General features: G+C 70.9%; 10 protein-coding genes. 9 read left to right on the top strand and 1 reads right to left on the bottom strand.

Features of this window, described 5'->3' with window-relative positions:
- Positions 1 to 64 precede the first annotated feature (64 nt).
- Positions 65 to 1222, bottom strand: coding sequence for an ABC transporter ATP-binding protein (locus OG452_RS01970; protein WP_327293842.1), 1158 nt, complete (start codon positions 1220 to 1222; stop codon positions 65 to 67).
- Between the two features lie 181 nt (positions 1223 to 1403).
- Between OG452_RS01970 and OG452_RS01965 the strand changes: the two genes are divergently transcribed.
- From OG452_RS01965 to OG452_RS01925, 9 genes are all read left to right on the top strand, one after another.
- Complete coding sequence (locus OG452_RS01965; protein WP_327293841.1) at positions 1404 to 2702, top strand: alpha/beta fold hydrolase; 1299 nt, start codon at positions 1404 to 1406, stop codon at positions 2700 to 2702.
- A 39-nt stretch (positions 2703 to 2741) separates the two neighbouring features.
- On the top strand, positions 2742 to 3473 hold the full coding sequence (locus OG452_RS01960) for a PIG-L deacetylase family protein (protein ID WP_327293840.1): 732 nt from the start codon (positions 2742 to 2744) through the stop codon (positions 3471 to 3473).
- A gap of 371 nt (positions 3474 to 3844) precedes the next feature.
- Positions 3845 to 5509 carry an amidohydrolase gene (locus tag OG452_RS01955; RefSeq protein WP_327293839.1) on the top strand — a complete coding sequence of 555 codons (1665 nt, stop codon included), beginning with the start codon at positions 3845 to 3847 and terminating at the stop codon, positions 5507 to 5509.
- A gap of 1 nt (position 5510) precedes the next feature.
- Complete coding sequence (locus tag OG452_RS01950; protein WP_327293838.1) at positions 5511 to 6431, top strand: CobW family GTP-binding protein; 921 nt, start codon at positions 5511 to 5513, stop codon at positions 6429 to 6431.
- 155 nt (positions 6432 to 6586) lie between these two features.
- Complete coding sequence (locus OG452_RS01945) at positions 6587 to 6865, top strand: DUF3311 domain-containing protein (protein ID WP_327293837.1); 279 nt, start codon at positions 6587 to 6589, stop codon at positions 6863 to 6865.
- Positions 6865 to 8349, top strand: a complete 1485-nt coding sequence (locus tag OG452_RS01940; protein WP_327293836.1) for a sodium:solute symporter family protein — start codon at positions 6865 to 6867, stop codon at positions 8347 to 8349. Before OG452_RS01945 ends, OG452_RS01940 begins: the two co-directional genes overlap by 1 nt.
- A gap of 131 nt (positions 8350 to 8480) precedes the next feature.
- On the top strand, positions 8481 to 9449 hold the full coding sequence (locus OG452_RS01935; protein ID WP_327293835.1) for an NADPH:quinone oxidoreductase family protein: 969 nt from the start codon (positions 8481 to 8483) through the stop codon (positions 9447 to 9449).
- Positions 9446 to 10699 (top strand): acyl-CoA dehydrogenase family protein, encoded by a 1254-nt coding sequence (locus tag OG452_RS01930; protein ID WP_327293834.1) that lies wholly within the window; start codon positions 9446 to 9448, stop codon positions 10697 to 10699. The genes OG452_RS01935 and OG452_RS01930 overlap by 4 nt, the downstream gene beginning before the upstream one ends.
- On the top strand, positions 10696 to 11787 hold the full coding sequence (locus OG452_RS01925) for an acyl-CoA dehydrogenase family protein (protein WP_327293833.1): 1092 nt from the start codon (positions 10696 to 10698) through the stop codon (positions 11785 to 11787). The genes OG452_RS01930 and OG452_RS01925 overlap by 4 nt, the downstream gene beginning before the upstream one ends.
- The last annotated feature ends 45 nt before the right edge of the window (positions 11788 to 11832 follow it).

Raw genomic sequence — 11832 nt, 5'->3', positions numbered from 1 at the left:
GCCGCACAGCCGCCGCCGCACAGCCCACAGCCGCCGCCGTACAGCGGTACAGCCGTCGATGCCCTCACACGTCCGCGATGGAGGTGAACTCCACCTCGTCCCGCGCGAGCCCGTGCGCGTCCGCGTCCACCGAGCGCCGCAGCGCCTCGTGCAGTTTGGCCGGAGTCAGCACACCGAGGAACCGGTCCCCGTCCAGCACCGCCACCCACCCGGCGTCGTGCTGCAACATCTCACTGAAGGCCCGCTTCAGCGGCGCCCCCACCGGAACCCAGGCCTCCATCCGGCGGGCCAGCGGTCCCACGGCGCCGCTCGCCCCCGTGAGGGAGTCGGCGGCCGCCCAGCCGTGCAGTCCGCCGTCCTGCCGCAGGACCACGGCCCATCGCGCCCCCTCGGCGCGCAGGCGTCCGGCGACGGTCCCGGCCGTCTCGTCGTGACGGGCCACGGGCGGCTGTTCCAGGTCGTCGGTCTCGATCCGGGTGACGGAGAGCCGTTTCAGCCCGCGGTCGGCGCCCACGAACCCGGCCACGTACGGAGTCGCCGGCGTACCGAGGACCGCTCCCGGGGTGTCGAACTGCTCGATGCGCCCCTCCCCGTACACCGCGATCCGGTCGCCCATCCGCACGGCTTCCTCGATGTCGTGGGTCACCATCAGCACTGTCTTGCGCACCGTCGCCTGGAGCTTGAGGAACTCGTTCTGCAGCCGCTCGCGCACCACGGGGTCGACCGCACCGAACGGTTCGTCCATCAGCAGGACGGGCGGATCTGCGGCGAGCGCCCTGGCAACCCCGACCCGCTGCCGCTGGCCCCCGGACAGCTGCGACGGGTACCGGGACCCGTAGATACCGGGGTCGAGTCCGACCAGATCGAGGAGTTCGGCGGCGCGCTCCCTGGCCCTGGCCTTCTTCCAGCCGACCAGGGCGGGCACGGTGGCCGTGTTGTCGAGGACCGTGCGGTGCGGGAAGAGGCCCACCTGCTGGATGACGTAGCCGATATCGCGCCGCAGTCGGACCGGGTCGATGCCGGAGATGTCCTTGCCGTCCACCCGGATCCGGCCGGAGGTCGGTTCGATGAGCCGGTTCACCATCATCATCGTGGTCGTCTTGCCGCACCCCGACGGGCCGACGAGGGTCACCAGTTCGCCCTCCGCGACCTCGAACGACAGATCGTCCACGGCCGTCGTGCCGTCCGGGTAGACCTTGCCGACCCGCTCGAACTCGATCATGGATCAACGCTAACCGCCGGTACCGCACCGCGCTCATCGGCGGCACCCGCGGGGGCAGGCCGGTCCGGCCGGTGTGCGATGACGGCCGCCGGGCGGGACCGCAGCCTGTGAACCGTCCGGTGAATCGGCTGGGTCGATCGCTGCTTGAATGAGGGTGCCGCCCGTCCGACCAGGAGTACCGATGACCCGTTACCACCAGCCCGGCCTCGTCCTCACCGACCACCGGTTCCAGGTTCCCCTGGACCACGAGCGGCCGGACGGGGAGCAGATCGAGCTGTACGCCCGCGAGGCCGTCGCATCCGGCAAGGAGGACGCCGGGCTCCCTTGGATGGTCTACCTCCAGGGCGGCCCCGGATTCGGCGCGAACCGGTTCCACGGGAAGCAGGCCTGGCTGGGGCGCGCGGTGCGGGAGTTCCGGGTGCTGCTGCTCGACCAGCGCGGCACCGGATCCTCCACACCCGTCAACCGCCAGACACTTCCGCTGCGCGGCGGCCCCGCCGAGCAGGCCGGCTATCTGACGCACTTCGGCGCCGACTCCATCGTCCGGGACTGCGAGCTCATCCGCCCGCGCCTCACGGGGGGTGTGCCGTGGACCGTGCTGGGCCAGAGCTTCGGCGGGTTCTGCGCCGTCCGCTATCTCTCCGCGGCGCCGGAGGGCCTCGCCGCGGCGCTGATCACCGGTGGTCTCCCCACGCTCGACGGACACGCCGACGATGTCTACCGGGCCGCCTACCCGCGGATCGCCCGTAAGACAGCCGCCCACTACGCCCGCTACCCGCAGGACATCGCCGGCGCCCGCCGGATCGCCGCCTTCCTGCGCGCCAACCGCCCGGTGCTGAACAGCGGCTACACCCTCACCGTCGAGGCCTTCCAGTCCCTGGGCATCGCACTGGGCGGCGGAGACGGCAGCCACGCCCTGCACTACCTCCTGGAGGACGCCTTCGTCGAGACCCCGCAGGGCCCGCAGCTCTCGGACTCCTTCCAGGAGCGGGTGCACGCCGCGCTCTCCTTCGCCGCGCACCCGCTGTACGCGCTGGTCCACGAGGCGATCTACGGCCAGGACAGTCGCCCCACCGACTGGTCGGCCGAGCGGATACGCGCCGAATTCCCCGCCTTCGACGCCGAGCGGGCCCTCGCGGGTGACGCCCCGCTGCCCTTCACCGGCGAGTCCGTGCACCCCTGGCACTTCGAGGTGGACCCGGCCCTGCGCCCGCTGCGCGAGACCGCCGACCTGCTCGCAGCCCGTACGGACTGGCCCCGCCTGTACGACAGGGACCGGCTCGCGGCGAACGAGGTGCCGGTCGCGGCCGCCGTTTACCACGACGACATGTACGTCGACACGGAACAGGCGCTGCGCACCGCGCGGGCCATCCGCGGGCTGCGCACCTGGGTGACCGACGAGTTCGAGCACGACGGGCTCAGGGCCGGCGGACCGCGGGTACTCGACCGGCTGCTCGCACTGGTCCGGGGTGAGATCTGAGGCGTTGCCGCCGACGGCCGGGTGGGCGATCATGCGGTCATGACCGAGCAGCTGGAGCCCATGCCCACGCAGTGGGAGCGCGCACTCGCCGTCGTGGCCCATCCCGACGACCTGGAGTATGGCTGCGCCGCCGCCGTCGCTGGGTGGACGGACGAGGGGCGGGAGATCTCGTACCTCCTCGCCACGCGCGGTGAGGCCGGCATCGACAGCATCGAGCCCGCCCGGTGCGGCCCGCTGCGCGAGCGGGAGCAGCGGGCGAGCGCCGCGGTCGTCGGCGTGGGGGCGGTCGAGTTCCTCGACCACCACGACGGGGTGATCGAGTACGGCCCGGGGCTGCGCCGGGACATCGCCGCCGCCATCCGCAGACACCGCCCCGAGCTGGTCATCACGCTCAACCACCGGGACACCTGGGGCGGTGTCGCCTGGAACACGCCGGACCATGTGGCGGTCGGCCGGGCGGTGCTCGACGCGGCGGGTGACGCCGGGAACCGCTGGATCTTCCCGGAGCTGGCCGCGCGGGGGCTCCAGCCGTGGAACGGGGTGCGCTGGGTGGCGGTCGCCGGATCGTCCTCACCGACGCACGCGGTGGACGTGACCGGCGGTCTTGAGCGTTCGGTGCGTTCCCTGCTCGAACACCGCACGTATATCGAGGCGCTGACCGACGAGGACCCCGAGACGTACTGCCGTACCTTCCTGACCGGAAACGCCACGGCGGCGGCCGCACGGTTCGGCGGCAGGCCCGCGGTCACCTTCGAGCTCTTCTCCCGCTGAACCGCGCCCGCTGAGCCGCGAGTCCCGCTTCATCCGCCTGGAGCGGCCGAAGGGGGCATCGCCGGTCGTCCGCAAGGAACTGCCCCGCCCCGGAGCCCAGTTGTGCTTCGCCGGCGCCGACGGGTTGTGGGATCGCACGGCTTGCGGGATCGCATACCGGAGCGTTCGGGAGGCACTGCCTGGTCCTGTCACGCGGGGCCGATCTGGATCTGGCCGGACGAGGCACCCGGACGGACAGTTACCGGTGCTGGTTACAGGCGTCACTCGTCTCTCGTGAGAAGCGCCGACCGGACCGCCTGCCACCGTGCGGAGCAGGTCCTCGACGGCGTGCCCGCCTGAGCCTGCCGACAACGAAGCCGAGGGGTAGCACCGTGGACGAGCAGCTGACCATCATCTATCCGGCCAGGATTGTGCGCACCATGGACCCGGCGCGGCCGGAGGCCGAGGCCGTAGCGGTGCGCGGCGCCCGCATCCGCGCGGTCGGCTCCGTTGCCGAACTGCGCGAATTCCCGGAGGCCGTGGTGGACGACCGCTACGCCGACAAGGTGCTGCTGCCCGGGTTCGTCGAAGCCCACAGCCACGCCGGTTCCGGCGGGATGTGGGAGCACGCCTACGTCGGGCGGTTCGAACGGACCTCCCCGGACGGCCGGTTGTGGCCGGGCTGCGCGACGGTCGCCGACATCCTGGAGCGGTTGCGCGTCGCCGAGCGGCAGCTGCCGGCCGATCCGGCGGTACCGCTGCTGGCCTGGGGACTCGACCCGATCTACTACCCCGGCGAGACGGTGCTGGCGCGCGAGCTGGACACGGTTTCCACCGTCCGGCCGGTCCATGTCCTGCACGCCAACGGGCACTTGGCGGCGGTCAACTCGGCCGCGCTCAAGATCGGTGGCGTGGACCACGCCACCCAGGTGGAGGGCGTGGTCAAGCACGCCGACGGCACGCCGACCGGGGAACTCCGGGAATGGGCGGCCATGTCGCTGGTGCAGCAGAAGATCGGTGGCGGCATCACCGGCGGGATCACCGCCGAGGCGATCCGCAACTTCGGCCAGGACGCGGTGAACACCGGCACCACCACGGTGACCGACCTCGGCTCGGCGCAGCTGATGTCGGACGAGACGATGGCGCCGTACCTGGAAGCGGTGACCGAGGACTTCCCGGCCCGGCTTTCGGTCTTCCACTTCGGCGCGGGCAAGGGCGGGGTGATGCCCGCCGAAGCCGCCGCCAGACTGCTCGAACTGCGTGAGCGCAGCACCGGCAAACTGCGGATGGGGCACGTCAAGCTGATGCTCGACGGCTCCATCCAGGGCTTCACCGCCCGGCTGCAGGAGCCCGGTTACCTGGGCGGCCGGCCCAACGGGATCTGGATCGTCTCGCCCACCGAGTTCGAGTCCGCGCTGAGCGCCTACCACCGGGCCGGTCTGCTGGTGCACGTGCACTGCAACGGCGACCAGGCCACCGAACTCTTCCTGAACACCATGGAGAAAGTCCTCGTCGCGCATCCGCGCCCGGACCACCGGCACACCGTCACCCACTCGCAGATGACCACCCCCGCGCAGTACAAGCGGATGGCGGCGCTGGGCATGTGCGCCAACATCTTCGCCAACCACATCTGGGCCTGGGGGGACCAGCACATCGACGTCACCGTCGGCCCGGACCGCGCCGGCCGGATGAACGCCACGGCCACCGCGCTGCGCTGCGGCGTACCGTTCTCGCTGCACTGCGATACGCCGGTCACACCGCTGTCGCCGCTGGCGACGGTCAAGCACGCGGTGACCCGGCGTACCGTGTCCGGCCGGATCATGGGCGTTCATGAGCGCATCACCGCCGCACAGGCGCTGAACGCGGTCACCCTGGGCGGGGCCTACCTGCTGAAGATGGACCATCAGGCCGGCTCGGTGGAGCCGGGCAAGTTCGCCGACCTGGCGGTGCTGGGCGCCGACCCGCTGGCCGTCCCGGCCGACGAGATCGGCGAGATCGACGTACTGGGCACCGTCGTCGGCGGAACGCACCACGCTTCGACCGTCCGCGGGGCCTGACGTGACCGCGCGGCTGACAGTCCTCGGCGGCTACCTGGGAGCGGGCAAGACGACCCTGCTCAACGGTCTGCTGGCTGCCGCCGGAGGGGTGCGGATCGCAGTGGTGGTCAATGACTTCGGGGCGGTCAACATCGACCGCCGCCTGATCACCTCGGCCACCGAGGACACCGTGGAGCTGAGCAACGGCTGCATCTGCTGCAGCCTGCAGGACGACACCTCCGCGGTGATGACGCGCCTGGCCGGGCGCGGCGACCTGGACCATGTGGTGGTGGAGACCAGCGGTGTCGGTGATCCAGCGGCGCTGCGGACCTGGGGCAACTACCCGGGCTTCGCTCCGGGGAGCACGGTGGTCTGTGCGGACAGCACCGCTGTCGATCGGTTGCTGCGTGACGAGTTCGTCGGGGACACCGTGGCCCGGCAGTTGACCCGAGCGGACATCGTGGTGCTGAGCAAGGCGGACCTGGCCGGGCGGGCGCAGCTCACCGACGCCCGACGGCGCTGCCGGGAACACGCGGCCGATGCCCGGGTGCTGGAGTCCACCGGTGGTGATGTGCACCTCAAGGATCTGCTGCGATCCGCTGCCCCGGCGGACCCGGCGGCGGGCGAACCGGATCCGCACCGGTCGGTGCATCGCAGCGCCTCGGTGACCGGCCCGGGCCCGGTGGACCGGGACGCGCTGCTGGCGGCTCTGCAGGAGTTGCCAGAGTCGGTGGTCCGGCTCAAGGGCGTAGTCCGCTGCGCCGACAGCCCGCGGGCCCGCACGGTGGTCCAGTACTCCGGCGGAAGGCTTTCGGTCACCACCGACGGCGACTGGCAGGACGCGGACACCAGCGGGCTGGTGGTCATCGTCGCCGGAGACGAAACGGCCGACGCCGAGCTGCGGTCGGTGTCCGACCGCCTCGCCGAGGTCCTGGTCCTCTGATCAGGCTCCCGCTGACCGCGCTGCTACTACGGGTGCACCGCTCGCCGTGAGGAGGCCGTCAAGGGCAACACCGAGGTCGACCGGACTCGTCCGCACCTGCGTCCCGCCGGCCGGAGCCGGTACTCCCTGAGCTGAGTTCCCATGAAAGGTGTCCCATGCCGTCGCGAACCGCCCGGCCGTCGGGCAAGCGCACCGCCCTCAGCGTCCTCATAGGTCTCGTCATTCCATTCCTCTACGTCGCCGTGGCGCCCTTCCTGCTCGGCGGCGTCTCGATCAAGGTCTTCGGATTCCCCTTCCTGTATTTCTGGATCTTCAGCTCGTTCGTGTTCACGACTGTGTGCCTGGCGATCTGCTGGTACGCCATCGACAGCCCGGTCCACCAGGAGTTCGACGCCGGTTTCGAGGCCGGTTTCGACGCCGGTGAGGAGTGGTGATGCAGACAACCGTCTTCATCGGCATCGTCGCGATCGCGGTGCTCGTCGCCATCGTCGGCACGTTTCTCGTCAAGAGGGTCACACTCGACCAGATGCTGGTCGGCAACCGGTCGTTCGGCACCTGGACGCTGTTCTTCATCTCGGCCGGTGAGTTCTACACCATCGGCACGCTGGTCGCCTTCCCCTCAGGCGTGTACGCCAAGGGGTTCAGCTACGCGATGTGGTTCCTGGGGTACATCGTGCTGGCCTGGCCGGTGGCGTACTTCCTCGCCCCGTACTGGAACCGCGTGGGACGACGCTACGACGCGATGACGCAGGCCGACGTGTTCCGGCGCCACTTCGACAGCAGGACGCTGGAGATCGTCATCTTCTTCGTGACGTTCCTCGCCGCGCTGTTCGGCGCGCAGTACAGCTTTGCCGGGCTGTCCTACGCGATCGCGGGGGCGGGCATCCACATCTCTTCGACGCTGACGCTGATCATCGCCTCCGTGCTGGCGCTGCTGTGCGTGGTGTTCGGCGGGATGCGTCAGCAGGCGACGCTCGCCCCGCTCAAGGACGCGCTGATGATGATCGCGATCTTCGTGGTGGCGGTGGCGGCCATTCTCGTCACGACCGGCGGGGTGGGCGACATCTTCGACGCCGCCGCTGCGACGACCGCCCAGCGCCCGGCCTTCGTCGCCGGTTCGGTTCCCCCGTCGGCGTTCCTGTTCACGCTGACCACGATCATCGCGCAGATGGTGCCCGCGGGCGGCACCGGCTCCCAGACAGCGGGCATGCACGCCTTCACCGCGAAATCGGAGCGCGCACTGAAGAAGCAGTACGTCTGGTTCCCGCTCTACATGCTGATGTATCCGTTCCTGATCATCGCGACGTACTTCGCCGTCGACAGGCTGCCGCACGTGAAGGACCCGAACAGCGTCTTCATCGTCACCGCCATGCGGATCCTGCCGCCCTGGCTCGTCGGCCTCGTTGCCGGAGCCGCGTTCGTGTCGGCGATCTTCGTGCTGGCTTTCGGCGGCCTCAGCCTCGGTGGCCTCATCAGCCGCAACGTCGTCCCGGACATGCCCGAGCGGCGGCAGCGGTTCTGGGTCCGCACCGGGATCATGCTGTTCTTCTGCCTGTCGATCCTGCTGACCCTCTACACCTCGCCGACCCTGCTCGTGACGATCCTCAACCTTCTCTACTACATCGGCGTGCAGCTGGTGCCCGGCACCATGGCCGTCTTCTTCATGCGCGGCATCCGTGCCGTGGGGGTGTCGGCGGGCCTGGTCGGCGGCACGGTCCTGGCGCTGGTCCTGTACTACGGGCACATCGACACGTACGGCGTCAATATCGGCCTGGTCAGCGGGGTACTCAACTTCGCGCTGATGATCGTGGTCAGCAAGGTCTCGCACCGCGGCAGCACACCTCTGCCGGCGACGGCGTGGCGCAGTCCGCGTCCGACGCGGTCCAGCGCCCCGCTCGCGGATAAATCGGCCGGCTGACCGGCGCTGCCGCAGCCTGCAACAGAGGCCGGGCGGTGCGGAACCCGTCGGCGGGGACGGTTCACAGCAAGGCAAGCGACCGCTTAGTATGCGCTGAGCGCAGTACAGCCTATGGTGTGTGGAGGCCCCTGATGCAGGCATGGCAAGTGCACGAGAACGGCGAGCCCGGCGAGGTCATGCGCCTCGACGAGGTGGCGGAACCGCAGGCGGGCCCCGGTCAGCTCAAGCTGAAGGTCCTGGCCGCCAACATCAACTTCCCCGATGCGCTGCTCTGCCGGGGCCAGTACCAGGTACGCCCGCCGCTGCCCTTCACGCCCGGCGTGGAGGTCTGCGGCGAGACCGCCGACGGACGCAGGGTGATCGCCAACCCGGCGCTCCCGCACGGCGGTTTCGCCGAGTACGTCGTCGTCGACGAGGCCGCAGTGCTCCCGGCGCCTCCCGCGCTGGACGACGCCGAGGCGGCCGCGCTGCATATCGGCTACCAGACGGGCTGGTTCGGCCTGCACCGCCGCGCACACCTGCAGAGCGGCGAGACGCTCCTGGTGCACGCGGCGGCGGGCGGCGTCGGCAGCGCCGCCGTGCAGCTGGGCAAGGCCGCCGGGGCCAGGGTCATCGGTGTGGTCGGCGGCCCCGAGAAGGCCCGCATCGCCGCGGAGCTGGGGTGCGACCTGGTCATCGACCGGCGCGCCGACGACATCGTCGCCAAGGTCAAGGAGTTCACCGCGGGCAGGGGCGCGGACGTCGTCTACGACCCGGTCGGCGGCGACGCGTACGCCAAGTCCGTGAAGTGCGTGGCCTTCGAGGGCCGGATCGTGGTCGTCGGGTTCGCCAGCGGTGTCATTCCGTCCGCCGCGCTCAACCACGCACTGGTGAAGAACTACACGATCCTGGGCCTGCACTGGGGCTTGTACGCGCAGAAGGACCCCGCGTCGATCGGCCGCTGCCACGTGGAGCTGACCGCCCTCGCCGCCGAGGGAACCGTCAAACCGCTGGTTTCCGAGCGGGTCGCGCTCAAGGATGCCGCTGCCGCGGTCCAGCGGGTCGCCGACGGCATCACCACCGGCCGCGTCGTGATCGTCCCGGAAGAGGCGGCCCGATGACGGAGAACAGCCCGCAGCCGGACAAAACCGCAAAGCCGGACAACACAGCAAAGCCGGGCAGCAGCGCGCAGCCGGACGCAGAAGCGCTGCGGCTGCGTACCCGCGACCTGCTCGCGGCCCACCCCCCGGAGTCCACCGGCCGTACCGACTTCCTGCGCGCCCGGTTCGACGCCGGGCTCGCCTGGGTGCACTACCCGGCCGGGCTCGGCGGTCTCGGCGTACCGCGCTCGCTCCAGTCCGTCGTGGACGCGGAGCTGGAGGCCGCCGGGGCGCCCGACAACGACCCGCGTCGGATCGGCATCGGCCTCGGCATGGCAGCGCCGACGATCCTGCGCTATGGCACGGACGAGCAGAAGCGCCGCTTTCTGCGCCCTCTCTGGGTCGGTGACGAGGTGTGGTGCCAGCTCTTCAGCGAGCCGGGCGCCGGTTCCGACCTCGCGGCGCTGGCGACCCGCGCGGTGCGCGACGGCGACCACTGGACCGTCACCGGCCAGAAGGTCTGGACGTCGAGCGCTCATCTCGCCCGCTGGGCCATCCTCATCGCCCGCACCGACCCCGACGTACCCAAGCACCGGGGGATCACCTACTTCATCTGCGACATGACCGACCCGGGCGTCGAGGTGCGGCCGCTGCGCCAGATCACCGGCGAGGCCGAGTTCAACGAGGTGTTCCTCACCGGGGTACGGATCCCCGATGCCCACCGGCTCGGCCCGGTGGGCGACGGCTGGAAGGTCGCCCAGACCACCCTGATGAACGAGCGAGTCTCCATCGGCGGCTCCCGGATCCCGCGCGAGGGCGGCATGATCGGCCCCGTCGTGAAGACCTGGCGCGAACGGCCCGAACTGCGCACGCACGATCTCCACCAGCGCCTTCTCACCCTCTGGGTGGAGGCCGAGGTCGCCCGTCTCACCGGTGAACGGCTGCGCCAGCAGCTCGTCGCGGGCCAGCCGGGACCCGAGGGCTCCGGGATGAAGCTCACCTTCGCCCGCCTCAACCAGGAGATCAGCGGCCTCGAAGTCGAACTCCTCGGCGAGGAAGGGCTGCTGTACAGCGACTGGACCATGCGCCGCCCCGAACTGGTCGACTTCACCGGGCGCGACGCCGGCTACCGCTATCTGCGCTCCAAGGGGAACTCCATCGAGGGCGGTACCAGCGAGGTGCTGCTCAACATCGTCGCCGAGCGGGTGCTCGGGCTGCCTTCGGAGCCGCGCAACGACAAGGACGCCGCCTGGAAGGACCTGGCCCGATGACCGACCTCCTGTACTCCGAGACCGAGGACGACCTGCGCTCCGCCGTCCGCTCGCTGCTCACCGACCGCTGCGGCTCGCCGGAGCTGCTGGCCGCTGTGGAGTCCGGCACCCCCGGCGACCTGCGGCTGTGGCCCGCCCTGGCCACGGAGATGGGGCTGGCCGGGCTGCTCGTACCCGAGAAGCTCGGCGGTCAGGGTGCCACGCACCGGGAAGCCGCGGTGGTGCTGGAGGAGCTGGGGCGCAGCGTCGCCCCCGTGCCGTATCTGACGAGCTCGGTCGTGGCGACCGAGGTGCTCACCGGACTCGGTACCGGCAACGGCGCGGCCGCCGAACTGCTCGGAACGCTCGCCTCCGGGGAGTGCGTCGCGGTACTCACCCTGCCGCTGACCACGGCGCCCGGTTCCGTGCCCCTGCTCCCCGGCCTGACCGGCACGGTGAGCGGGGTCGCCGACGCGGCGGCTGCGCAGGTCCTGCTCGTCCCCACGGCTGACGGTCTGTACGCGGTCGGGGCGCAGGACCCGGGCGTCAGCGTCGAGCCGCTGGTCCCGCTCGACCTCACCCGCCCGCTCGCCACCGTCAGTCTCGACGGGGCGCAGGGCAACCTCCTTGCCGGGGCCGGGGATTCAGCGGCCGCGCTGCGCCGGGGGCTGCTCGCCGGGGCCGGGCTGCTCGCGTCGGAGCAGCTGGGGCTGGCCGAGTGGTGCCTGGAGGAGACCGTCCGGTACACGCGCGAGCGCCATCAGTTCAACCGGCCCGTCGGCGGGTTCCAGGCGCTCAAGCACCGGATGGCACAGCTCTGGCTGGAGATCGTCTCGGCCCGCGCCGCCGCTCGCAACGCGGCGGACGCGCTCGCCACCGACGGCCCCGAGAAGGCGCTCGCGGTCTCGGTCGCTCAGGCGTACTGCAGCCGCGTCGCCGTGCACGCCGCCGAGGAGTGCATCCAGCTGCACGGCGGCATCGGCATGACGTGGGAGCACCCCGCACATCTGTACCTCAAGCGCGCCAAGTCCGATGCGGTGGCGTTCGGTCCGGCGGGGACGCACCGGGAGGCGCTGGCGGAACTGGTCGGTCTGGCGGGGCCGCAGTAGCCGGAGCCCGACCATTACAGCGAGTCAACACCCGTACGGCTTACA

It is taken from the genome of Streptomyces sp. NBC_01197 (assembly GCF_036010505.1).
Taxonomy (GTDB): Bacteria; Actinomycetota; Actinomycetes; order Streptomycetales; family Streptomycetaceae; genus Streptomyces.
This window is presented reverse-complemented; position numbering and strand designations above follow the sequence as displayed.